At 55.3% G+C, this 24054-nt stretch carries 24 protein-coding genes and 1 tRNA gene; 8 read left to right on the forward strand and 17 right to left on the reverse strand.

Annotated elements, in window-relative coordinates; all coding sequences use genetic code 11:
* Positions 1-12 precede the first annotated feature (12 nt).
* Together diaA and dolP are read left to right on the forward strand one after the other, a co-directional pair.
* Positions 13-603, forward strand: a complete 591-nt coding sequence (diaA, locus tag ACW9E7_RS17700) for a DnaA initiator-associating protein DiaA (RefSeq protein WP_003861754.1) — start codon at positions 13-15, stop codon at positions 601-603.
* 9 nt (positions 604-612) lie between these two features.
* Positions 613-1188 (forward strand): division/outer membrane stress-associated lipid-binding lipoprotein, encoded by a 576-nt coding sequence (gene dolP, locus ACW9E7_RS17705; protein WP_111964950.1) that lies wholly within the window; start codon positions 613-615, stop codon positions 1186-1188.
* Between the two features lie 50 nt (positions 1189-1238).
* Here dolP and ACW9E7_RS17710 read toward each other — a convergent pair whose 3' ends face one another.
* Together ACW9E7_RS17710 and ACW9E7_RS17715 are read right to left on the reverse strand one after the other, a co-directional pair.
* Positions 1239-2276, reverse strand: coding sequence for a permease (locus ACW9E7_RS17710; protein WP_115876339.1), 1038 nt, complete (start codon positions 2274-2276; stop codon positions 1239-1241).
* Between the two features lie 39 nt (positions 2277-2315).
* On the reverse strand, positions 2316-2960 hold the full coding sequence (locus ACW9E7_RS17715; protein ID WP_127732393.1) for an NAD(P)H-binding protein: 645 nt from the start codon (positions 2958-2960) through the stop codon (positions 2316-2318).
* 128 nt (positions 2961-3088) lie between these two features.
* On the opposite strand from ACW9E7_RS17715, the gene ACW9E7_RS17720 reads away from it, so the two are divergent.
* Positions 3089-3607, forward strand: coding sequence for a type 1 glutamine amidotransferase domain-containing protein (locus ACW9E7_RS17720; protein ID WP_115876340.1), 519 nt, complete (start codon positions 3089-3091; stop codon positions 3605-3607).
* On the opposite strand, the gene ACW9E7_RS17725 is transcribed toward ACW9E7_RS17720, so the two are convergent.
* Entirely contained in the window at positions 3587-4021 is a 435-nt protein-coding gene (locus ACW9E7_RS17725) for a YhbP family protein (protein WP_008501485.1), read from the reverse strand. The two genes, ACW9E7_RS17720 and ACW9E7_RS17725, sit on opposite strands and share 21 nt — an antisense overlap.
* 14 nt (positions 4022-4035) lie before the next feature.
* Here ACW9E7_RS17725 and ACW9E7_RS17730 point away from each other — a divergent pair, with 14 nt between their 5' ends.
* Positions 4036-4365 (forward strand): GIY-YIG nuclease family protein, encoded by a 330-nt coding sequence (locus tag ACW9E7_RS17730; RefSeq protein WP_325814179.1) that lies wholly within the window; start codon positions 4036-4038, stop codon positions 4363-4365.
* Here the strand turns inward: ACW9E7_RS17730 and ACW9E7_RS17735 are convergent.
* Positions 4352-4855: a GNAT family N-acetyltransferase gene (locus ACW9E7_RS17735; RefSeq protein WP_111964955.1), complete on the reverse strand. Its 504-nt coding sequence runs from the start codon at positions 4853-4855 to the stop codon at positions 4352-4354. The genes ACW9E7_RS17730 and ACW9E7_RS17735 overlap by 14 nt on opposite strands.
* Positions 4849-5373 carry a ubiquinone anaerobic biosynthesis accessory factor UbiT gene (gene ubiT / locus ACW9E7_RS17740; protein ID WP_458728170.1) on the reverse strand — a complete coding sequence of 175 codons (525 nt, stop codon included), beginning with the start codon at positions 5371-5373 and terminating at the stop codon, positions 4849-4851. Before ubiT ends, ACW9E7_RS17735 begins: the two co-directional genes overlap by 7 nt.
* A gap of 211 nt (positions 5374-5584) precedes the next feature.
* Here ubiT and ubiU point away from each other — a divergent pair, with 211 nt between their 5' ends.
* The 3 genes from ubiU to ACW9E7_RS17755 all read left to right on the forward strand — a co-directional run bounded on the left by ubiU (position 5585) and on the right by ACW9E7_RS17755 (position 8552).
* Entirely contained in the window at positions 5585-6580 is a 996-nt protein-coding gene (gene ubiU, locus ACW9E7_RS17745; RefSeq protein WP_111964956.1) for a ubiquinone anaerobic biosynthesis protein UbiU, read from the forward strand.
* Positions 6581-6587: 7 nt separating this feature from the next.
* Complete coding sequence (locus ACW9E7_RS17750) at positions 6588-7466, forward strand: U32 family peptidase (protein ID WP_111964957.1); 879 nt, start codon at positions 6588-6590, stop codon at positions 7464-7466.
* Between the two features lie 78 nt (positions 7467-7544).
* Positions 7545-8552 carry a luciferase-like monooxygenase gene (locus tag ACW9E7_RS17755; protein WP_143345582.1) on the forward strand — a complete coding sequence of 336 codons (1008 nt, stop codon included), beginning with the start codon at positions 7545-7547 and terminating at the stop codon, positions 8550-8552.
* A gap of 62 nt (positions 8553-8614) precedes the next feature.
* On the opposite strand, the gene mtr is transcribed toward ACW9E7_RS17755, so the two are convergent.
* The 12 genes from mtr to ACW9E7_RS17815 all read right to left on the reverse strand — a co-directional run bounded on the left by mtr (position 8615) and on the right by ACW9E7_RS17815 (position 22314).
* Positions 8615-9859 (reverse strand): tryptophan permease, encoded by a 1245-nt coding sequence (gene mtr / locus ACW9E7_RS17760; RefSeq protein ID WP_458728171.1) that lies wholly within the window; start codon positions 9857-9859, stop codon positions 8615-8617.
* Positions 9860-10001: 142 nt separating this feature from the next.
* The gene (locus ACW9E7_RS17765; RefSeq protein ID WP_021242253.1) at positions 10002-11897 is read right to left on the reverse strand and encodes a DEAD/DEAH family ATP-dependent RNA helicase; all 1896 of its coding nucleotides are present in this window, start codon (positions 11895-11897) and stop codon (positions 10002-10004) included.
* Positions 11890-11970, reverse strand: a complete 81-nt coding sequence (gene yrbN, locus ACW9E7_RS17770; RefSeq protein ID WP_100122156.1) for a protein YrbN — start codon at positions 11968-11970, stop codon at positions 11890-11892. The genes ACW9E7_RS17765 and yrbN overlap by 8 nt, the downstream gene beginning before the upstream one ends.
* Positions 11971-12077: 107 nt before the next feature.
* A complete protein-coding gene (nlpI, locus tag ACW9E7_RS17775) occupies positions 12078-12962 on the reverse strand; it encodes a lipoprotein NlpI (protein WP_023309331.1) in 885 nt (294 codons plus the stop codon).
* 108 nt (positions 12963-13070) lie between these two features.
* On the reverse strand, positions 13071-15209 hold the full coding sequence (pnp, locus tag ACW9E7_RS17780) for a polyribonucleotide nucleotidyltransferase (RefSeq protein ID WP_458728172.1): 2139 nt from the start codon (positions 15207-15209) through the stop codon (positions 13071-13073).
* A gap of 242 nt (positions 15210-15451) precedes the next feature.
* Complete coding sequence (gene rpsO / locus ACW9E7_RS17785; protein ID WP_003861789.1) at positions 15452-15721, reverse strand: 30S ribosomal protein S15; 270 nt, start codon at positions 15719-15721, stop codon at positions 15452-15454.
* A 154-nt stretch (positions 15722-15875) separates the two neighbouring features.
* Entirely contained in the window at positions 15876-16841 is a 966-nt protein-coding gene (gene truB / locus ACW9E7_RS17790) for a tRNA pseudouridine(55) synthase TruB (RefSeq protein WP_458728173.1), read from the reverse strand.
* Positions 16841-17245 (reverse strand): 30S ribosome-binding factor RbfA, encoded by a 405-nt coding sequence (gene rbfA, locus ACW9E7_RS17795; protein WP_003024988.1) that lies wholly within the window; start codon positions 17243-17245, stop codon positions 16841-16843. Before rbfA ends, truB begins: the two co-directional genes overlap by 1 nt.
* An 89-nt stretch (positions 17246-17334) precedes the next feature.
* Positions 17335-20022, reverse strand: coding sequence for a translation initiation factor IF-2 (gene infB, locus ACW9E7_RS17800; RefSeq protein WP_133295203.1), 2688 nt, complete (start codon positions 20020-20022; stop codon positions 17335-17337).
* A 24-nt stretch (positions 20023-20046) separates the two neighbouring features.
* The gene (gene nusA, locus ACW9E7_RS17805) at positions 20047-21549 is read right to left on the reverse strand and encodes a transcription termination factor NusA (protein WP_003861798.1); all 1503 of its coding nucleotides are present in this window, start codon (positions 21547-21549) and stop codon (positions 20047-20049) included.
* Between the two features lie 28 nt (positions 21550-21577).
* On the reverse strand, positions 21578-22030 hold the full coding sequence (rimP, locus tag ACW9E7_RS17810; RefSeq protein WP_014833432.1) for a ribosome maturation factor RimP: 453 nt from the start codon (positions 22028-22030) through the stop codon (positions 21578-21580).
* 207 nt (positions 22031-22237) lie between these two features.
* Positions 22238-22314 (reverse strand) — tRNA-Met (locus ACW9E7_RS17815).
* A 287-nt stretch (positions 22315-22601) separates the two neighbouring features.
* Here ACW9E7_RS17815 and argG point away from each other — a divergent pair.
* Positions 22602-23948 carry an argininosuccinate synthase gene (gene argG / locus ACW9E7_RS17820; protein WP_023309336.1) on the forward strand — a complete coding sequence of 449 codons (1347 nt, stop codon included), beginning with the start codon at positions 22602-22604 and terminating at the stop codon, positions 23946-23948.
* Positions 23949-24054: the final 106 nt, after the last annotated feature.

Here is a 24054-nt window from a genome sequence, read left to right on the forward strand (position 1 = left end):
AAAAGGGATAACGTGCTCGAAAGAATTAAAGTGTGCTTCACAGAAAGCATCCAGACTCAGATTGCCGCGGCGGAAGCCCTTCCGGATGCTATCTCGCGTGCCGCAATGACGCTGGTGCAATCCCTGCTAAACGGCAACAAAATCCTCTGTTGTGGCAACGGCACGTCAGCCGCCAACGCACAGCATTTTGCTGCCAGCATGATCAATCGCTTTGAAACAGAACGCCCAAGTTTACCTGCCATTGCACTTAATACCGATAATGTGGTCTTAACGGCGATTGCTAACGATCGTCTGCATGACGAAATTTACGCAAAGCAGGTGCGAGCTCTGGGTCATGCCGGAGATGTGCTGCTGGCCATCTCCACGCGCGGCAATAGCCGGGATATTGTCAAAGCCGTTGAAGCCGCCGTCACCCGCGACATGACCATCGTGGCCTTAACCGGCTATGACGGGGGTGAGCTGGCGGGTCTGCTTGGGCCGCAGGATGTGGAAATCCGCATTCCTTCTCACCGGAGCGCACGTATTCAGGAGATGCATATGCTCACGGTGAACTGCTTATGTGACTTGATCGATAACACGCTTTTCCCTCACCAGGATGATTAAGGAGTTCTTATGAAGGCTTTATCGACCCTCGCAGTCCTTATGTCTGCATTACTGCTTCAGGGATGTATCGCTGCAGCCGTTGTGGGTACCGCCGCGGTAGGCACCAAAGCGGCAACCGATCCGCGCACCGTGGGAACGCAGGTGGATGACGGTACGCTGGAGCTGCGCGTCAACAGTGCGCTGTCGAAAGACGAACAAATCAAGAAAGAAGCGCGTATCAACGTGACGGCTTATCAGGGCAAAGTGCTGCTGGCAGGTCAGGCACCGAATCTGGAGCTCGCCTCTCGTGCGAAACAGATTGCGATGGGCGTAGAAGGGACCACTGAGGTGTTTAACGAAGTGCGTCAGGGCAAGCCAATTGGCCTGGGTGATGCCTCTTCCGATACCTGGATCACCACCAAAGTACGCTCCCAGCTGCTGGGCTCGGACCAGGTGAAATCCTCCAACGTGAAGGTGACGACAGAAAACGGTGAAGTGTTCCTGCTAGGTCTGGTGACCGAACGTGAAGGGAAAGCGGCGGCCGATATCGCCAGCCGGGTGAGCGGCGTGAAGCACGTCACTACTGCGTTTACTTACATCAAGTAAGCTACACCCGACTGTAAGCCCGGTGAGCGCTCGCGCCACCGGGCTTTTTTTCACATCAACGCAATACTCCCCACTATCACCCCGCTCAACGCCACCAGCCCTGCGGTCAGCCACAGCGCTTTCGCCGGGAATGACTTACGCAGCATAATCAGCGACGGCAGGCTGATGGCAGGCAGCGTGATGAGCAATGCCAGCGCCGGCGCGGTGCCCATACCGGCCAGCATCATGGTCTGAACAATGGGAATTTCTGCGGCTGTAGGGATCACAAACAGGCAGCCTGCAACGGCCATCGCAATGACCCACAACAGCGTGTTATCGATAGCGCCATCCGCATGCGGGAAGAGCCAGACGCGCGCCGCCCCGAGAACCAGTACCGCCAGGATATAGACCGGGATGGTGCTCCAGAAAAGCTGCCATAGCGCCTTGCCCCAGCGTGCGAAGAAACCGCCCTGCGGCTCGCTAACGTCCAGCTCAACAGACGCGGACTCTGGCGCCTTATCCTTCACCAGATTCTGCACCAGCGTCGCCACCACCAGCACGGTCAGCAGTCCGGCCACCAGACGAATGAACGCAAAATGCCAGCCCAGTACAAAGCCCATAAACACCAGCGTTGCCGGGTTGAGCAGCGGGTTGCCCATCCAGAACGCCAGCGCGCCGCCCATCGACACGCGCTGGCGACGCATTCCGGCAGCCACAGGCGCGGCGCAACAGGAGCACATCATCCCCGGCAGGGAGAAGATCGTTCCCAGCAGCGTACCCTGAAAGCGCGGCTGTCCAAGGGTTTTCACCAGCCAGTTGCGCGGGATCAGCACCTGAATCAGTGAGCCCAGGATCACGCCTAAGACCGCGGCCTTCCAGACGGCAAGAAAGTAGACCATGGCATAGTCCCACGCCGCCTGAAGCGGGCTGGCATCAGCCTGAGCGAGAATAGATTTACCGATGCTGTGCGTTTCGGCGGCGGTGAAGGCTTTACCGTAGTACGGCTGCCATTTCACGTACCAGAGGCCAACAATGACCACGAGAAAGAAGAGTGCGGGCTTCCACCATTGAACAGGTGTTGCCGCCTGAGATGAAGACTGACCAGTCATAGCATTCCCCGGAGAGTATGAGTAATTAGCCGGGGGAGTTTACGCCTCGCCCTGCGCGATTTCACGCAGTTTTGCCGAAGGGATAATGTTTACGCCCGCTTTCGACGGGGCCAGTCCCTCTTTTAACAGCACACGCGCGACGTCCCGCGCCTCGATGGCTTTCCAGTTGCCGGGAAGGATGCGAAACAGCGGGGCCATGATCGACTCGTTAAAGCGGCGCTCGTCCCGGTGGCCGATCAGCATTGAGGGGCGCACAATCGTCAGTTGCTCCCATTTCTGCGCAATCAGCGCATCCTCCATCTTGCCCTTCACCTTGTTGTAGAAGAAAGGCGATCCGGCACTGGCGCCCAGCGCGCTGACCACCAGAAAATGTCTGGCCCCCAGCTTTTTCGCCGTGAGCGCGGTGTCCACCACCAGCGTGTAGTCGGCGTGGATAAATGCCTCTTTGCTCCCCGCCTCCCGCCGCGTGGTGCCCAGACAGCAAAAGGCGATATCAATCGGGTCCTGCACCTGCGCCAGCGCATCCGTCAGCTGAGGATCGTGCGGGTTAAAGACGCCGGAGATGTCCGCCAGCGGTCGACGCGTCGGGGCAGCGATGTAGTTCACGCGGCGATCCTGAATCAGCAGCCGCAGCAGGTGATCGCCCACTAGCCCGGTAGCACCCGTAATCAATACCTGACTCATCTTATCCCCTTTACAGAATTGTCCGTTTGCGAACTCAGCCTCGTCGACCACACTTAGAAGTCTGTTACAGGTAAGTATTTACCACAAGCGGAGAAAAATCAGTCTGAAGCCAAAACAACGGAGGAAGCATGGGCAAGAAAATCGCAGTCTTGATTACCGACGAGTTTGAAGATTCAGAATTCACCTCTCCTGCAGAGGCGTTCCGCAAGGCGGGACATGAGGTCATCACCATTGAAAAAGAGGCGGGCAAAACGGTGACAGGCCATAAGGGCGAGGCCAGCGTGACCATCGACGAGACCATCGATAACGTTAGCCCCTCAGATTTCGACGCCCTGCTGTTACCCGGCGGCCATTCACCGGATTCCCTGCGCGGGGACGAGCGTTTCGTGACCTTTACCCGGGACTTTGTTTCTACCGGCAAACCGGTCTTTGCCATCTGCCACGGCCCGCAGCTGCTCATCAGCGCAGAAGTGGTCCGCGGGCGTAAGCTCACGGCGGTGAAACCGATCGTTATCGATCTCAAAAACGCGGGTGCTGAGTTTTACGATCAGGAGGTGGTCAACGACAAAGACCAGCTGATCACCAGCCGGACCCCGGACGATCTCCCGGCGTTTAACCGCGAAGCGCTACGCCTGCTCGGCGCGTAGCCAGTGCAGCTTCTTGCCAAAGCCCAGGGTGTTGTCGGTAAATTTCAGCTCATCGAGGCGGATTTCCCACACCGGGGCTTTTAGCGCAGCGGCAACCGGAAAGCGGCGCGTGTAGTGCTTACGACGCGCGTCGCTCTCTTCTCCGTCCAGACGACGGATCTCCCCTTTAAACTGCACGCCGCGGATCAGCGCGACCGTTTTCGGCTGGCCGTTCACCGTGCCCGCGACCTTAGCCTGCTGGCCGGTCATCTGCGCATGACGCGTTTTGTCTTCACTCATAACATAAAACGCGACGCGCTCCGGATCGTAGTAGTAAAACGCGTTTGCGCACCACATCTCACCCTCGCTGTAGACGCACCAGGTGACGACGTGCTGCTTCGCCAGCCAGCGGTTGATGGCTGCCAGTGTTTCCATTTTCGTTCTCTCTCATGCTATGGTGCGTTCACCTTAACATACTGAATCTGTTTACCGTGTGCTGGTTTCTCTATCTTGTCCGAACCGCTGATAACGCACTCTACACCGGGATAACCACCGATGTGGCGCGGCGTTTTTTACAACATCAAACGGGGAAAGGGGCAAAAGCGCTGCGGGGGAAAGGGGAATTACAGCTCGCCTTCTCAGCAGCGGTCGGCGACCGATCGCTGGCCCTCAGGCTGGAATACCGCATCAAGCAGCTGACGAAGCGCCAGAAAGAGCGCCTCGTGACCGGAGACGGCTCCTTTGAGGCGCTACGCGAGAGCCTGATTAAAAGCGGTTGAAATGGTCGTGGTACTCGACCAGCCCATTGACGCCGTTAAGCGCGTCGTCCGCCAGACGGTGTACCTGGAAAGCGGATTCCGTACCCGGCCAGCGGCAGCGCAGATCGTAACGCGCGGCCTGCTCGAAGCCTAAACGGCCATAGAACGCCGGATCGCCCAGCGTTACAACGGCCGCATAGCCGAACTCATTGAGCGAATCCAGCCCTTCATAGACCAGCTGACGCGCCAGCCCTTGCCCGCGATAGTTTTCATCCACCGCCAGCGGCGCCATGCCTACCCACTGCAGCTCTTCGCCCTGAACGGTTACCGGACTGAAGGCTACATAGCCCACCACCTGACCTTCATCATCGGTGGCAACCAGCCCCAGCGTAATCAGGCCGTCTTCGCGAAGATCGTGGACCAGTTGGGCTTCGGCATCGCTCGTAAAGGCCCGGCGCAACAACGCATCGATCCCCGGCGCATCAATCCCAATTTCGACTCGAATCAGCATGGCTCACCTACTGAAGTGTGTTTACCGTCCGGCGGGGTTTTCAGCCCGGCCTCAACGAAATCTGCCATTTGCATTAGCATCACGCGCAGCGCTTTCGGCATCTGCTCCAGCTCAATGGCATCCATTAAATTCTTCACGTACAGGCCCAGCTCCGTGTCGCCTTCAATCACCAGACGGCGCTGGAAGAAGAGCGTATCCGGATCCTGCTTGCGCGCGGCGATCATCAGCAGATCGCTGGCGTTGGCGCTAAAGCTCACGTCCGCCTCGGCGGTTTCGCGGACGGTGAGCTGGTCATTCTCAACGGAGGTAAACCAGCGCAGCCCGATGTCACGCACCTCAATGCTTAACCAGCGGCCTTCCAGGAACTCCAGCTCGCCATCCTGCAGCGCCTGGCGGAACTGCCAGCTCAGGACCTGCTCCAGCACCTGGCGTTTAAGCGCGAACGGCGCCAGCTTGACCGGCACGCTCAGCATTGATGGACCAAATTGTACGAGACGTGAACGCAGTTTATCCAGCACGAGCTTTACTCCCTGATATCTATAGTCCTGCTATTTTGCCATATCCGAAGCGCAACATAGCGGCGTAAATCAACAAACCATCGTCCGTCGTACCTCATTATTGGTGCCATCAATACGCCATTAGCTGCCTTAAATCAAAAATTGTCGCGTATGGGTTAATTAAAATCCCAGCTCGTTAACATTTTTGCGATCGACAACATCAGGATAAATTATGGAGCTGCTCTGCCCAGCCGGAAATCTTCCGGCGCTTAAGGCGGCCATCGAAAATGGGGCCGATGCGGTCTATATCGGGCTGAAAGATGACACCAACGCCCGCCATTTTGCCGGCCTCAACTTTACGGAGAAAAAGCTTCAGGAAGCCGTTAACTTCGTTCACCAGCACCGCCGCAAGCTGCATATCGCCATCAATACCTTTGCTCATCCTGACGGCTACGCCCGCTGGCAGCGCGCGGTGGATATGGCGGCACAGCTGGGTGCCGATGCGCTGATTCTGGCCGACCTCGCCATGCTTGAGTATGCGGCAGAACGCTATCCCCATATTGAGCGCCACGTCTCTGTTCAGGCATCTGCCACCAACGAAGAGGCCGTACGTTTTTATCACCGAAACTTTGACGTAGCCCGCGTGGTGCTGCCGCGCGTGCTCTCTATTCATCAGGTTAAGCAACTCGCGCGCGTCACGCCAGTGCCGCTGGAAGTTTTTGCCTTTGGCAGCCTGTGCATTATGGCCGAAGGCCGTTGCTATCTTTCCTCGTACTTGACAGGGGAGTCACCGAATACAGTCGGGGCCTGCTCCCCTGCCCGCTTCGTTCGCTGGCAGCAAACGCCGCAGGGGCTGGAATCTCGTCTGAATGAGGTGCTGATTGACCGCTATCAGGATGGTGAAAACGCCGGTTATCCGACGCTGTGTAAAGGCCGCTATCTGGTCGACGGCGAGCGCTACCACGCGCTCGAAGAGCCTACCAGCCTTAATACGCTCGAGCTGCTGCCTGAACTGCTGGCGGCCAATATTGCCTCGGTGAAAATTGAAGGTCGCCAGCGCAGCCCGGCCTACGTGAGCCAGGTGGCGAAAGTGTGGCGTCAGGCCATCGACCGCTGCATAGCGGACCCGCAGAACTACGCCCCGCAGCAGGCCTGGATGGAAACGCTCGGATCGATGTCCGAAGGCACGCAAACCACGCTGGGCGCGTATCACCGTAAATGGCAGTGAGAAAATCATGAAATATTCATTAGGGCCGGTGCTTTATTACTGGCCAAAAGAGACGCTGGAAGATTTTTACCAACAGGCCGCCTCCAGCAGCGCCGATGTGATTTACCTCGGCGAAGCGGTGTGTAGCAAACGCCGCGCCACCAAAGTGGGCGACTGGCTTGATATGGCGAAAAACCTGGCCGGCAGCGGCAAACAGGTCGTGCTCTCCACGCTCGCGCTGGTGCAGGCCTCTTCTGAACTGGGCGAGCTGAAACGCTACGTAGAGAACGGCGAGTTCCTGCTGGAGGCGAGCGATCTCGGCGTGGTGAACATGTGCGCCGAACGCAGGCTGCCGTTTGTCGCGGGCCATGCCCTGAACTGTTATAACGCCGTGACCCTGCGCCTGCTGCTCAAACAGGGGATGACGCGCTGGTGTATGCCTGTTGAGCTCTCACGCGACTGGCTGGCAAACCTGCTGACCCAGTGCGAAGAGTTGGGCATTCGTAACAAGTTTGAAGTGGAAGTGCTGAGCTACGGGCATCTGCCGCTGGCCTATTCCGCCCGCTGCTTTACCGCACGCTCGGAAGACCGTCCAAAAGACGAGTGCGAAACCTGCTGTATTAAGTACCCGAACGGACGCAGCATGCTGTCCCAGGAGAACCAGCAGGTGTTTGTTCTCAACGGCATTCAGACCATGAGCGGCTATGTCTATAACCTCGGCAACGAGCTGGCGTCTATGGACGGGCTGGTGGATATGGTGCGCCTGTCACCGCTTGATAACGGCGTGTTTGCGATGCTGGATGCCTTCCGCGCCAACGAAAACGGTGCTGCTCCGCTGCCGCTTACGGCAAACAGCGACTGTAACGGCTACTGGCGACGGCTCGCAGGACTGGAACTTCAGGCCTAAAAAAGGCTCACTTTGTTAACAACGGTTATCATTTTTTAATGCAGTATTAAAGATTCACCGTCGACAAAGTGAGCTGTTATGACTGACAAAACCATTCCGTTTTCGGTGCTGGATCTGGCGCCGATCCCACAAGGCTCCTCGGCAAGAGAAGCCTTTTCGCACTCTCTGGATCTGGCTCAGCTGGCCGAAAAGCGTGGCTATCACCGCTACTGGCTGGCCGAACACCACAACATGGTGGGCATCGCCAGCGCCGCCACCTCGGTACTGATTGGTTATCTGGCGGCAAACACCACCACACTGCACCTGGGATCCGGCGGCGTGATGCTGCCAAACCACGCTCCTCTGGTGATCGCCGAGCAGTTTGGCACCCTGAATACCCTCTATCCGGGCCGTATCGATTTAGGGCTTGGCCGTGCGCCGGGCAGCGACCAGCCGACTATGCGTGCCCTGCGTCGCCATATGAGCGGCGATATCGACAACTTCCCGCGCGACGTGGCCGAACTGGTGGACTGGTTCGACGCACGCGATCCGAACCCGCACGTGCGTCCGGTACCGGGCTACGGCGAGAAGATCCCGGTGTGGCTGCTGGGCTCGAGCCTCTACAGCGCGCAGCTTGCCGCCCAACTGGGGCTACCGTTTGCATTTGCCTCGCACTTCGCGCCGGATATGCTGCATCAGGCGCTGCATCTCTACCGCACGAACTTCAAACCGTCCGAGCGTCTGGAGAAGCCGTACGCGATGGTGTGTATCAACATCGTTGCCGCCGACAGCAATCGCGACGCGGAATTCCTGTTTACCTCCATGCAGCAGGCGTTTGTGAAGCTGCGTCGCGGTGAAACGGGCCAGCTTCCGCCACCGGTGGAGAATATGCATCAGCTGTGGTCAGCCTCCGAACAGTATGGCGTGCAGCAGGCGCTGAGCATGTCGCTGGTAGGCGATAGAGCGAAAGTGCGTCACGGGCTGGAGGCGGTACTGCGCGAAACGCAGGCGGATGAAATTATGGTTAACGGCCAGATTTTCGATCACCAGGCGCGTTTGCACTCGTTTGAGCTGGCGATGCAGGTGAAAGAGGAGTTGGTGGGGTAGTTTTTTGCTTTTCTCCCTCTCCCTATGGGAGAGGGCCGGGGTGAGGGGGTCAACCCCTCGTTTTACTGATAAACGGGCAACAGGTTAAAACTCGACAGCACGTGTACCAGTGCGTTACCAACGCCGAATACCAGAATCAGCGCAATCATCGGCTTACCGCCCCAGACGCGGAATTTTGGGCTGCCGAAGCGTTTACGTGATTTGCGCGCCAACAGCGCCGGCACAATCGCCGCCCAGATAGTTGCCGCCAGCCCTGCATAACCGATGGCGTACAGGAAGCCGTTCGGCCACAGCAGGCCGCCCACAATCGGCGGCAGGAAGGTCAGCAGCGCGGTTTTGAAGCGCCCCATCGCAGAATCATCAAAGCCAAACAGATCCGCCAGGTAGTCAAACAGGCCCAGCGTCACGCCGAGGAAAGAGCTCGCCACCGCAAAGTTAGAGAAGATAACCAGCAGCAGATCCAGGCTGCGGCTGTTCAGCACGCCGCTCAGCGCCTGCACCAGCACGTCAATGTTACCGCCCTTCTGGGCAATGCCGATAAATTCCGGACGCGGGATGTTGCCCATCGTCCCTAGCAGCCAAATCACATACAGCCCCAGCGCCAGCAGCGTGCCGTAGACCAGACACTTCACAATGGTGCGCGGATCTTTGCCGTAGTACTTCATCAGGCTCGGCACGTTACCGTGGTAGCCGAACGACGCCAGACAGAACGGCAGGGTCATCAGCAGGTAAGGCGTGTAGGAGGTGTTCACTTCGGCGACGTTAAACAGCGTGGCGGGCGTCACGTGCCCCAACAGACTGCCGAAGGTCAGGAAGAAGGTGATGACCTTCGCGCCCAGTACGATTGCCGTCATACGACTCACCGCTTTGGTACTCATCCAGACGATAAACGCCACAGCCAGCGCAAAACATAGCCCCGCCAGACGCGCCGGAACGTTCAGCGACATCTCCGAGAAGGTGTGATGCAGAATCGAGCCGCTCGCTGAAATATACGCGTAGGTGAGGATATACAGCACAAACGCGATGGACAGCCCGTTCACCAGATTCCAGCCTTTGCCCAGCAGATCTTTGGTAATGGTGTCGAAACTGGAGCCAATCCTGTAGTTCAGGTTCGCCTCGAGGATCATCAGCCCGGAATGGAGCATACAGAACCAGGTAAAGACCAGCGCGGCCAGCGACCAGAAGAACCACGCACCGGACATGACCACGGGCAGGGAGAACATCCCGGCACCTATAATGGTTCCGCCGATGATCACCACGCCGCCAAGCAGCGAAGGTGACGTTTGGGTGGTGATTAGTGTCGCCATACAGCCTTTTCTCCAGTCAATCATACGGTTCTGCATTTTAATGTGACGCACTGTACCAGTACAAGAGTACAAAAGGAATAAAAAAAGCCCCGATCGCATGAATCGGGGCTGTATATTTTACTTTACGTCAGAAGCGTAAGGCTTACGCGTCACCGAAACGACGACGGCTGGTGCCTTCTTCACGACGCGGGCCACGGCTTTCGCGGCGCTCGCCGGAGAAACGACGACCTTCACCACCGCGACCTTCGCTGCGACCGCCTTCACGACGCTCGCCGCCGAAACCGCGACCACCGCCACGACGTTCGCCGCCACGGTCAGGACGTGGCTGTGCATCGCCCAGCAGCTGCATGTTCATCGGCTTGTTCAGGATGCGGGTACGCGTAAAGTGCTGCAGTACTTCACCCGGCATGCCTTTTGGCAGCTCGATGGTAGAGTGGGATGCGAACAGCTTGATGTTACCGATGTAACGGCTGCTGATGTCGCCTTCGTTGGCGATCGCGCCAACGATGTGACGAACTTCAACGCCATCATCACGGCCCACTTCAATGCGGTACAGTTCCATGTCACCTGCGTCGCGACGTTCACGACGTGGGCGGTCTTCACCACCACGCTCTGGACGGTCGCCACGTGGGCCACGATCGTTACGGTCGCCACGACGTTCGAAGCGATCGTCACGGTCACGGAATTCACGCTTAGGACGCATCGGTGCATCTGGTGGCACGATCAGGCTACGTTCGCCCTGAGCCATTTTCAGCAGTGCTGCGGCCAGGGTTTCCATGTCCAGCTCTTCGCCTTCAGCAACAGGCTGAATCTGCGACAGCAGCGCACGGTACTGATCCAGATCGCTGCTTTCCAGCTGCTGCTGTACTTTAGCGGCGAATTTTTCCAGACGGCGTTTGCCAAGCAGCTCTGCGTTTGGCAGGTCCGCTTCTGGAATGGTCAGCTTCATGGTGCGTTCGATGTTACGCAGCAGACGACGCTCGCGGTTCTCAACGAACAGCAGCGCACGGCCAGCACGACCCGCACGACCGGTACGACCGATACGGTGAACGTAAGACTCGGAATCCATCGGGATGTCATAGTTAACAACCAGGCTGATACGCTCAACGTCCAGACCACGTGCTGCCACGTCGGTTGCAATCAGGATATCCAGACGACCGTCTTTCAGACGCTCCAGAGTCTGCTCACGCAGAGCCTGGTTCATGTCGCCGTTCAGCGCTGCGCTGTTGTAGCCGCTACGCTCCAGGGCTTCAGCCACTTCCAGGGTCGCATTTTTGGTACGAACGAAAATAATCGCCGCATCAAAATCTTCCGCTTCCAGGAAACGTACCAGCGCTTCGTTTTTACGCATGCCGTACACAGACCAGTAGCTCTGGCTGATGTCCGGGCGAGTGGTTACGCTGGACTGAATACGCACTTCCTGAGGTTCTTTCATGAAGCGTTTGGTGATACGACGAATCGCTTCCGGCATGGTGGCAGAGAACAGCGCGGTCTGATGACCGTCCGGGATCTGCGCCATGATGGTTTCAACGTCTTCGATGAAGCCCATACGCAGCATTTCATCTGCTTCATCCAGTACCAGACCGCTCAGTTTAGAGAGGTCCAGGGTACCGCGCTTCAGGTGATCCAGCAGACGGCCCGGCGTACCGACAACAATCTGTGGGCCCTGGCGCAGGGCGCGTAACTGCACGTCATAACGCTGGCCGCCGTAAAGGGCAACCACGTTTACGCCGCGCATATGTTTAGAGAATTCCGTCATGGCTTCTGCAACCTGAACAGCCAGTTCACGGGTTGGAGCCAGGACGAGGATCTGCGGTGCACGCAGGTCCGGATCAATGTTGTTCAGCAGCGGCAGCGAGAATGCTGCAGTTTTACCGCTACCAGTCTGGGCCATGCCCAGCACGTCACGACCAGAAAGCAGGTGTGGGATACACTCAGCCTGGATCGGAGATGGTTTTTCGTAACCCAGATCGTTAAGGGCTTCAAGGATAGGAGCCTTCAGGCCCAGATCTGCAAAAGTGGTTTCGAATTCAGCCATGTAGTACGAGTGCCTCAATGTCAATGGCGGCCAGTCTACTTAGCTCATCGTGAAAATGATTAGCAATTTTCATTGAAAAGTGTGAACCGGCTCAAAGTAGGTGTATTGACGAACAACAACGCCCTCACCAGTTAAGGTGATGGCAATCAAAAGATTACGGGCTGATGTTTATGTCGTCAGCTATTGCTGGTCCGATTCTGCCAGGTCGTCATGCTCCTGGCCCAAGAGCGATAATTCCAACAATGCATAACGGTGCTCAACGAAGTTGTGTACGTTGTTAGCAACCGCTAATTTGAACAGTGCCGTAGCGCTGTCCATATCCCCCAGACTTAGGTAGTACTTACCTAAATAGAAGTTGGTTTCACTGAGATGCTCAGCGAGCGAGGTGTTATCCGTTGCGTCCGCCTTGAGGCGTTCCATCAGCGTTGCTTCGCTAATGTTGCCCAGGTAGAACTCGACAATGTTCCATCCCCACTGTTCCTTGTCCGATTTATCGAAGCGCTGTTTCAGTGCCTCTTTTGCCTGCTTCTCATCGAGCTTCCGCTCAACGATGTAAAGCCACAGGCTACGGAAAGGATCATTAGGATCGTCTTGATAAAACGCCAGCAGATCATCTTGCGCTAACTTATCACGACCGCCGTAATACAATGCGATACCGCGATTCAAGTGCGCGTAGTTGTAAGTTGGATCAAGCTCAAGTACAGAATCAAACGCTTCATAGGCAGCATCAAAATTGCCTGCCTGCGTTAAATAAATGCCTAAGTAATTGAATACTTCAGGCATATCAGGTCGGATAGCCAGCGCTTGTGAAAAATCATTTCGCGCCAGTGCCCTCAGACCGAGACTATCATACAACACTCCGCGCTCATATAAAAGCTGTGCGCGTTCTTCATCGGTTAAAGCCCGACTGGCAAGTATTTGTTCCATGCGTGCCAGAATCACTTCCTGCTGCAAAGTCGGTTGCAATGGCACTGCGAGGACTTCGCTCTTACGCCAGGCAGAGTTGCTGCATCCTGCCAGCGTTAAAGCTGTCGCAACGAAACACCAGCGCAAAAAAGGCTTCATTTCCCACTCCCGAAGACAACTATTGGATGAACGTCCTGTCCCCCGGCGGCTTAACAAGGCGTCCTGCCTGATAATAGGCCCTCCGCAAAGCGGAGGGCAAATGGCAACTTACTCGCCTTGCTGTTCTGCTGCCTGTGCTTCAGGCGCAGCAGCTGGCTGAGACTGCTCGGTTGCTTCTTTAATGCTCAGACGGATACGGCCCTGGCGATCAACTTCCAGAACTTTCACCGGTACTTCCTGACCCATCTGCAGGTAATCGGTCACTTTCTCAACGCGCTTGTCAGCGATCTGAGAGATGTGAACCAGACCTTCTTTACCGCCACCGATGGCAACAAACGCGCCAAAGTCAACGATACGGGTCACTTTACCTGCATAGACGCGGCCCACTTCGATTTCTGCAGTGATTTCTTCGATGCGACGGATCGCGAATTTCGCTTTCTCGCCGTCGGTAGCTGCGATCTTCACAGTACCGTCATCTTCGATTTCGATGGTGGTGCCGGTCTCTTCGGTCAGTGCACGGATAACGGAACCGCCCTTACCGATAACATCTTTGATCTTGTCTGGATTGATCTTGATGGTGTGAATACGCGGTGCGAATTCAGAGATATCACCGCGTGGCGCGTTGATAGCCTGTTCCATCACACCCAGGATGTGCAGACGTGCACCTTTAGCCTGGTTCAGCGCAACCTGCATGATCTCTTTGGTGATACCTTCAATTTTGATATCCATCTGCAGCGCAGAGATACCGTCGCGGGAGCCCGCCACTTTGAAGTCCATATCACCCAGGTGGTCTTCGTCACCCAGAATGTCAGACAGAACAACGAAGTTGTCGCCTTCTTTCACCAGGCCCATTGCGATACCCGCAACGGCGGCTTTGATTGGCACGCCTGCATCCATCAGCGCCAGAGAAGCACCACATACGGAAGCCATGGAAGAAGAACCGTTAGATTCGGTGATTTCAGAAACCACACGAACGGTGTACGGGAATTTGTCAGCTTCTGGCATTACTGCCAGCACGCCGCGCTTCGCCAGACGACCGTGACCAATTTCACGACGCTTTGGCGAGCCAACCATACCGGTTTCGCCTACGGAGTACGGAGGGAAGTTGTAGTGGAACAGGAAGCTGTCAGTGCGCTCGCCCATCAGTTCGTCGATGATCTGTGCGTCACGTGCTGTACCCAGAGTCGCGGTAACCAGTGCCTGCGTTTCGCCACGGGTAAACAGCGCGGAACCGTGAGTACGAGGCAGAACACCAGTACGCACATCCAGGCCGCGGATCATGTCTTTTTCACGGCCATCGATACGCGGCTCGCCTGCCAGAACGCGGCTACGAACAACATTTTTTTCGATGGCGTGCAGGATTTCGCCAATTTCGTTAGCGTCCAGCGTTTCGTCTTCGGCAACCAGGGTCGCGGTTACTTCAGATTTGATCACGTCAACCTGAGCGTAACGCTCCTGCTTGTCAGTGATGCGGTACGCATCGCTCAGACGAGATTCTGCCAGTGCTGCAACGCGTGCGTTCAGCGCGTCGTTTGCCGCTTCTGGCTGCCAGTCCCAACGTGGTTTACCGGCTTCTTTCACCAGATCGTTGATGTTCTGGATAACGATCTGCTGCTGGTCATGGCCGAAGACCACAGCACCCAGCATCTGGTCTTCGCTCAGCAGTTCAGCTTCGGATTCAACCATCAGCACAGCCGCTTCAGTACCCGCAACAACCAGGTCCAGCTTACTTTCTTTCAGCTCTTCCTGAGTTGGGTTCAGCACGTACTGGTCGTTGATGTAGCCAACGCGCGCGGCACCGATTGGGCCATTGAATGGAATACCAGACAGTGACAGGGCAGCGGATGCGCCAATCATGGCAACGATGTCCGGGTTAACCTGTGGGTTAACGGAAACAACGGTTGCGATAACCTGTACTTCGTTAACAAAGCCTTCCGGGAACAGCGGACGAACCGGGCGGTCAATCAGACGCGCGATCAGGGTTTCGCCTTCGCTTGGACGGCCTTCACGACGGAAGAAGCCACCCGGGATTTTACCGGCAGCGTAGGTACGCTCCTGGTAGTTAACGGTCAGGGGGAAGAAGTCCTGACCTGGTTTAGCTTTTTTCTGGCCAACCACGGTAACGAATACCGCAGTGTCATCCATGCTTACCATAACGGCAGCAGTAGCCTGACGAGCCATCATGCCGGTTTCCAGCGTGACGGTATGTTGACCATACTGGAATTTACGAACGATCGGATTCAGCAAAGTTCTGTCCTTTCTTAAATGTTTGAAAGCACACCACCGGTGTGCTGTCGATTTAACCCGACCTTCTTCGCATCCTCGCGACTAATGACAACCAACACCCCCATGGGTGAAGCCTCTCATTAGCCGCGCGAACCTCTGCAATGAAGATCATTAATAGCAACAATACAATAGTTTCCAGTGAATTGCTGCCGTCTGGTTGAAAAAAGGGGCCATCAGGCCCCCTTTTCTGAAACTCGCAAGAATTAGCGACGCAGACCCAGACGCTCGATCAGCGCGGTGTAGCGTGCAACATCTTTACGTTTCAGGTAGTCGAGCAGTTTACGACGCTGAGAAACCATACGCAGCAGACCACGACGGCTGTGGTGATCTTTTTTGTGCTCTGCAAAGTGACCCTGCAGGTGGTTAATCTGTGCAGTCAGCAGTGCAACCTGAACTTCGGTAGAACCGCTGTCGTTAGTACCACGACCAAACTCAGAAACGATTTTAGCTTTAGCTTCAACGCTTAGAGACATTTTCAAACTCCAAAGTATAAAGAATGTAAGGATGCCGATCTCTAATTCAGCAATCCCATGTACGCCCCGCAGATTGTTAAACAATTTACCAGGCGTTAAGCGGCGATATTCTACTCGTCTCCCCTGCTTATCGCAAGGTGAGCCGTTATCACCGTCACGCGTCGACCGGATATTCGACGACCGGATATTCGACGACCAGACGACGCGGCGCAACGCGCCCTTCGCCATCCATTTCGCCCATACCGATGAATTTCCCTTCGTCACCTTCGGTCACACGTACCAGGCCTTCCAGCGGAGCTTCCGCCGTACGAACCGGGTTGCCGTTCTTAAAGTAAACGGACGATGTTAAAGGAAGATTAACGACCGGGAAGTCCGCTGCCGGACTGTCCATCGGCATTAGCAGCGGATCCAGCAAATCTGCCGGCGCAATCCCCTGCGCTTCCGCCTGTTCTACCAGCTCGCGCAGATGTTCCAGGGTCACCATCCGCTCCACCGGGTACTTGCTCACCGCCAGACGGCGCAGGTAAATCACATGCGCGCCGCAGCCCAGCTTTTCACCGAGGTCGTCAATGATGGTGCGAATATAGGTCCCTTTCGAACAGTGTACTTCCAGCTCCAGCTCATCACCTTCGTGGCGAATAAACAGCAGCTCATACACGGTAATCGGACGGGCTTCACGCGGGACTTCAATGCCCTGGCGCGCATATTCGTAGAGTTTTTTTCCCTGATACTTCAGCGCCGAATACATCGAAGGCACCTGCATCGTGTCACCACGGAAACTCTCCAGCGCAGCATCAAGCTGTTCCGCGCTGAACGTCACCGGGCGCTCTTCCACCACCTGACCATCCGCGTCGGAGGTATCCGTGCGCTGGCCCAGCTTAGCGATAACGCGGTAACGCTTATCGGAGTCGAGCAGGTACTGGGAAAACTTTGTCGCCTCTCCCAGGCAGACCGGCAGCATGCCGGTTGCCAGCGGATCGAGCGCGCCGGTGTGGCCCGCACGGTTGGCGTTATAAATACGCTTAACTTTTTGCAGCACGTCGTTGCTGGAAGCGCCCTGGGGTTTATCCAGCAGCAGCACACCATGCACGTCGCGACCACGACGACGAGGACGACTCATCAGTCCTCCTTGCTGTCGTCCGCCGGGTTAACACGACGCTCATCGTCATGTTTAACCACGCTGGTCACCAGGTTGGACATACGCATACCTTCAACCAGCGAGTTGTCGTAGAAGAAGGTCAGTTCAGGCACGATACGCAGGCGCATCGCCTTGCCGAGCAGAGAGCGGATGAAACCAGACGCTTCCTGCAGCGCTTTAATGCCGTTTTTCACTGCCGCTTCGTCCTGATCGTTCAGGAAAGTAACGAACACTTTTGCATAGGCCAAATCGCGGGACATTTCGACACCGGAAACGGTGGTCATCATGCCGACGCGCGGGTCTTTGATTTCACGTTGCAGAATGAGCGCGATCTCTTTCTGCATTTCCTGCGCTACGCGCTGAGGGCGACCAAATTCTTTCGCCATAATAAATTCTCCAGACAAAAAAGGGGCTAAAGCCCCTTTTTGAAATTATTGCCGGGTGGCGCGAGGCGATCCCGGCTTACAATCGAAAATTAAGCGATGGTACGCTGAATTTCGATGATCTCGAACACTTCGATCATATCGCCAACGCGAACGTCGTTGTAGTTCTTCACGCCGATACCACATTCCATGCCGTTACGGACTTCGTTAACGTCATCTTTGAAGCGGCGCAGGGATTCCAGCTCGCCTTCGTAGATAACCACGTTGTCACGCAGTACGCGGATTGGGTTGTGACGCTTGATGTTACCTTCGGTAACCATACAGCCCGCGATTGCACCGAATTTCGGTGATTTGAACACGTCACGTACTTCAGCCAGACCGATGATCTGCTGTTTCAGCTCAGGAGACAGCATGCCGCTCATCGCTGCTTTCACTTCGTCGATCAGGTTATAGATGACGGAGTAGTAACGCAGATCCAGGCTTTCGGCTTCAATCACTTTACGCGCAGACGCATCCGCACGAACGTTGAAACCAACCAGGATAGCGTTGGACGCAGCAGCCAGGGTCGCGTCGGTTTCGGTGATACCACCTACGCCAGAACCGATGATCTTCACTTTCACTTCGTCGGTAGACAGTTTCAGCAAGGAGTCGGAGATCGCTTCCACAGAACCCTGAACATCGGCTTTCAGAACGATGTTCACTTCGTGAACTTCGCCATCGGTCATGTTGGCAAACATGTTCTCGAGTTTAGATTTCTGCTGACGAGCCAGTTTAACTTCACGGAATTTACCCTGACGATAAAGTGCCACTTCACGCGCTTTCTTCTCGTCACGCACCACGGTCACTTCGTCACCAGCAGCCGGAACACCGGACAGACCCAGGATTTCAACTGGAATGGACGGACCTGCTTCCAGCACTTCCCGACCCAGTTCGTTACGCATTGCACGAACGCGACCGTATTCGAAACCGCACAGAACGATATCGCCTTTATGCAGCGTACCTTCGCGAACCAGAACGGTAGCAACCGGGCCACGTCCTTTATCCAAGAAGGATTCGATAACCGCACCGCTCGCCATACCGTTACGGATGGCTTTCAGCTCCAGAACTTCGGCCTGCAGCAGGATCGCGTCCAGCAGTTCGTCGATACCGGTACCCGCTTTCGCAGACACGTGTACGAACTGGCTTTCGCCGCCCCACTCTTCCGGCAGAATACCGTACTGGGAAAGTTCGTTTTTAACACGATCGGGATCCGCTTCTGGCTTATCGATCTTGTTCACTGCAACCACAACCGGCACACCCGCTGCTTTCGCGTGCTGGATAGCTTCGATGGTCTGCGGCATGACGCCGTCGTCTGCAGCAACAACCAGAACAACGATATCCGTCGCCTGAGCACCACGAGCACGCATTGAGGTAAACGCGGCGTGACCCGGGGTATCCAGGAAGGTGATCATACCGTTGTCAGTTTCTACGTGGTATGCACCGATGTGCTGGGTAATACCACCCGCTTCGCCAGAGGCAACCTTGGTAGAGCGAATGTAGTCAAGCAGAGAGGTTTTACCGTGGTCAACGTGACCCATGATGGTCACTACCGGTGCGCGCGGTTCTGCCGCAGCACCTGTGTCACGGTCGCTCATTACCGCTTCTTCCAGCTCGTTTTCACGACGCAGGATAACTTTGTGACCCATTTCTTCCGCAACCAGCTGTGCAGTTTCCTGATCGATCACCTGGTTGATGGTTGCCATAGCGCCCAGCTTCATCATCGCTTTGATGACCTGAGAGCCTTTAACCGCCATCTTGTTCGCCAGTTCGCCAACGGTAATGGTTTCGCCGATCACAACGTCACGGTTAACGGCCTGAGCTGGCTTCTGGAAGCCCTGCTGCAGAGCGGAACCTTTACGCTTGCCGCCTTTACCACCGCGAACAGCCGCGCGTGCTTCTTCACGGTCAGCTTTAGATTCAGCGTGCTTGTTGCCTTTTTTCGCCGGACGCGCTGCTTTTGCATTACGACCACGGCCACGACCGCCTTCAACTTCACGATCGTTATCATCTTCAGCCTGACGCGCGTGCTGAGAAGTGGTCACGTGATAGTCGCTGGTGTCTTCAGACTGCTCAACGGTATCAACACCGTTCTTCTCATTTTCTTCAGCCATACGACGCGCTTCTTCGGCGACGCGGCGAGCTTCTTCTTCCAGCTTACGGCGGGCTTCTTCTTCCGCTTTACGCTTCAGCTCGGCAGCTTCATTTTCACGGCGGGCTTTTTCAGCCTGGGCGGTTTTGGTCATTTCGTCTGTCTGTTGATTGCTCACTTTGTCTTTTTCCGCAGCGTCACGCTTCACTTTATCACTTGCGTCGCGTTTCGCTTTTTCTGCGGCCTCACGTTCAGCTTTTAATTCTGCTTCACGTTTGGCGGCTGCTTCCGCCTCACGCTGAGCTTGTTCTTCCGCTTCACGCTGTGCCTGCTCTTCCGCGGCAAGGCGTTCTGCCTCTTGCGGATCACGTTTTACAAAGGTGCGCGTCTTGCGGACTTCAATTTGTACCGATTTGCTTTTACCACCGGTACCAGGGATGTTTAACGTGCTACGCGTTTTGCGCTGCAGCGTTAACTTGTCAGGCGTAGAACCGTGTTCACGGTTCAGGTGCGTTAACAAGGTTTGTTTTTCTTGCGCGGTCACCGAGTCATCAGCGGACTTCGGGATCCCTGCATCAGCAAATTGCTGTACCAGGCGGTCCACGGAGGTCTGAATCTCAGCAGCCAGCGATTTTACAGTTACATCAGTCATGCTGTTCCTTCCTGCTACAGTTTATTACGCTTCGTCGCCGAACCAGCAAATATTACGTGCGGCCATGATGAGCTCGCCGGCTTTCTCGTCGGTTAAACCTTCGATATCAGCCAGGTCATCAACGCCTTGCTCAGCGAGATCTTCCAGCGTACAAACACCACGGGCAGCCAGCTTGAACGCAATCGCACGATCAAGACCTTCCAGATTCAGCAGGTCATCAGCCGGCTTCTTATCGCCAAGGCTTTCTTCCTGAGCCAGTGCCAGGGTGGTCAGTGCGTTTTTAGCGCGTTCACGCAGGGCTTCAACGGTTGGTTCATCCAGACCGTCAATTTCCAGCAGCTCTTTCATTGGCACATAGGCCAGTTCTTCCAGCGTAGAGAAACCTTCTTCTACCAGAACAGTGGCGAAATCTTCGTCAATATCCAGGTATTTGGTGAAGGTATCGATCGCCGCATGGGCTTCAGCCTGATGCTTAGCCTGCAGGTCATCAACGGTCATGACGTTGAGTTCCCAGCCGCTCAGCTGTGACGCCAGGCGTACGTTCTGACCGTTACGGCCGATTGCCTGCGCCAGGTTGCCCGCTTCAACAGCGATATCCATGGTGTGTTTGTCTTCGTCAACAACGATAGACGCCACATCAGCTGGAGCCATTGCGTTGATCACGAACTGCGCCGGGTTGTCATCCCACAGAACGATATCAATTCGTTCACCGCCCAGCTCAGTAGAAACAGCCTGGACGCGCGCACCGCGCATACCGACGCAAGCACCGACCGGGTCGATACGCTTGTCGTTGGTTTTCACCGCAATTTTCGCACGGGAGCCCGGATCGCGAGCCGCCGCTTTAATCTCAATAACTTCTTCACCGATTTCCGGTACTTCAATACGGAACAGTTCTACCAGCATTTCTGGTTTAGAACGGGTCACGAAGAGCTGTGCACCACGCGCTTCAGGGCGAACGGCGTACAGAACACCGCGAATACGGTCGCCTGGACGGAAGTTTTCACGCGGCAGCATATCTTCACGCAGGATCACGGCTTCAGCGTTACCCGGCAACCCTTCGGATTTGATCTCCAGGGAGATGTTGTCGCGGTTCACTTTCTTCACCACACCGGTGATGATCTCGCCTTCCTGATCGCGGAACTGATCGACAACCAGCGCGCGCTCGGCTTCGCGCACTTTCTGCACGATAACCTGTTTAGCGGTCTGGGTGGTGATACGGTCGAAGGTCACAGATTCAATCTGATCTTCAACGTAGTCACCCACGTTCAGACTTTCGTCTTCGAAACGGGCGGCTTCCAGCGTGATCTCTTTGGTCGGCTGGGTCACTTCTTCAACGATTACCCAACGACGGAATGTATCGAAGTCACCGCTTTTACGATCGATTTCTACGCGAACATCGATCTCTTGTTCGTATTTTTTCTTGGTTGCTGTAGCCAGTGCACTTTCCAGCGCTTCGAAAATCTTCTCACGCGGCAGTGATTTCTCATTGGAGACGGCTTCAACAACAGCCAAAATTTCTTTGTTCATCGCGGGCTTTTCACCTCAATCCAGACTGTTAAAAGTGGGGAACCAGGTTCGCCTTCTGGATATTACTCAGCGCGAACACTTCATCTTTGCCTTCGACTGTTACCGTGATCATTTCACCATCAACGGCTTTGATAATTCCCTGCCATTTACGGCGGTTCTGTACGGCCATACGCAGAACGAGAGCCACTTCTTCACCGGTAAAGCGCACATAGTGCTCGGCCGTGAACATCGGGCGATCGAGGCCAGGTGAGGAAACTTCCAGGTTGTACGCAACGGTAATTGGGTCTTCAACATCAAGAACCGCACTCACCTGGTGGCTGACATCAGCACAATCATCAACATTGATGCCATCTTCACTATCAATATAGATGCGCAGCGTCGATGTACGGCCGCGAACGAATTCGATGCCGACCAGTTCGTAGCCCAGTGCTTCGACCGGTGCAGTAATCATCTCTGTTAATTTTTGCTCTAATGTGGACAAGCCCACCCCCAAGACATAAAAAAAGGGCGTAAAGCCCAGTTATTCTGTAGTCAGATAACAAAAAACCCCGATAAATCGGGGCTTTAGATAACTGAACCCTATAGCCACAACTGTGGCCTGGAGCACTTTCCTAAAGAATTTTTTCAAATCCAGCTACGAAGGCTCTAAGTCTTCACAGTATATTTGAAAAAGAACTTTATGGGAAAGTGGTTGCGGGGGCCGGATTTGAACCGACGACCTTCGGGTTATGAGCCCGACGAGCTACCAGGCTGCTCCACCCCGCGCCTGAAACGTGGCAAATTCTACGCGTTTTGGACAGAATTTGCAAATAATGCTGGGATTTGGTACCGAAGACGGGACGTAAAATCGGCGTTTAGTATATTGATAGTTGACCCCACCTGTCAAGGCGACTTCCGCCAGATCGATCGGACCAAAATTTTTACAAAAAACGCACGAGTCTCTTTCGGTCTTCGCCAAAAGATGATTAAATGAATACTCACTTATTTTGCATAAAAATGCACAAGAGAGCGAAAGCGGTCTCTAATCAGTCAATCAAGCAGGGTTTTATTCTATGACGACGATTCTCAAGCATCTTCCGGTAGGACAACGTATTGGCATCGCTTTCTCAGGCGGCCTGGATACCAGCGCTGCACTGCTGTGGATGCGCCAGAAGGGAGCGGTTCCGTATGCTTATACTGCGAACCTGGGTCAGCCGGATGAGGACGACTATGATGCCATTCCTCGTCGCGCTAAAGAGTATGGTGCAGAGAACGCGCGCCTGATTGACTGCCGTAAGCAACTGGTCGCGGAAGGTATCGCAGCTATTCAGTGTGGTGCATTCCATAACACAACCGGCGGTCTGACCTATTTCAACACCACTCCGCTGGGCCGTGCGGTTACCGGCACCATGCTGGTTGCGGCGATGAAAGAAGACGGCGTCAACATCTGGGGTGACGGCAGTACCTATAAAGGCAACGATATTGAGCGTTTCTATCGTTATGGCCTGCTGACCAACGCCGAACTGCAGATCTACAAGCCGTGGCTGGATACCGACTTCATCGACGAGCTGGGTGGCCGTCATGAGATGTCCGAGTTTATGATCGCCTGCGGTTTCGACTATAAGATGTCTGTCGAGAAAGCTTACTCCACTGACTCCAACATGCTGGGTGCGACGCACGAAGCGAAAGACCTGGAATTCCTGAACTCAAGCGTGAAGATCGTTAACCCGATCATGGGCGTGAAGTTCTGGGACGAGAACGTCAAAATCCAGGCTGAAGAAGTGACAGTACGTTTCGAACGTGGTCATCCGGTTGCGCTGAACGGCAAAACCTTCTCTGATGATGTTGAGCTGATGCTGGAAGCGAACCGTATTGGCGGTCGTCACGGCCTGGGCATGAGCGATCAGATTGAAAACCGCATCATCGAAGCGAAAAGCCGCGGCATCTATGAAGCCCCGGGAATGGCGCTGCTGCACATCGCTTACGAGCGTCTGCTGACCGGCATTCACAACGAAGACACCATTGAGCAGTATCACTCTCATGGCCGTCAGCTGGGTAAACTGCTGTATCAGGGCCGCTGGTTCGATCCACAGGCGCTGATGCTGCGCGATGCGCTGCAGCGTTGGGTGGCAAGCGCAATCACCGGTGAAGTAACGCTGGAACTGCGTCGCGGTAACGACTACTCCATCCTGAACACCGTGTCTGACAACCTGACCTATAAAGCAGAGCGTCTGACCATGGAGAAAGGTGAATCCGTGTTCTCGCCGGACGATCGTATCGGTCAGCTGACTATGCGTAACCTGGACATCACCGATACCCGCGAGAAGCTGTTCAACTATGTTGAGAATGGCCTGCTCTCCGCGAATTCCGGTAACGGTCTGCCGCAGGTTGAAAACCTGGAGCACAGCGATAAGAAGTAATCGCTGATATAACGTGCAAAAGGCGTCCTATGGACGCCTTTTTTGTGGACTTTCGTAGGGCGGGTAAGCGCAGCGTCACCCGCCATTTTGCCCGGTGGCGCTGCGC

It is taken from the genome of Enterobacter sp. H2G27 (assembly GCF_054403075.1).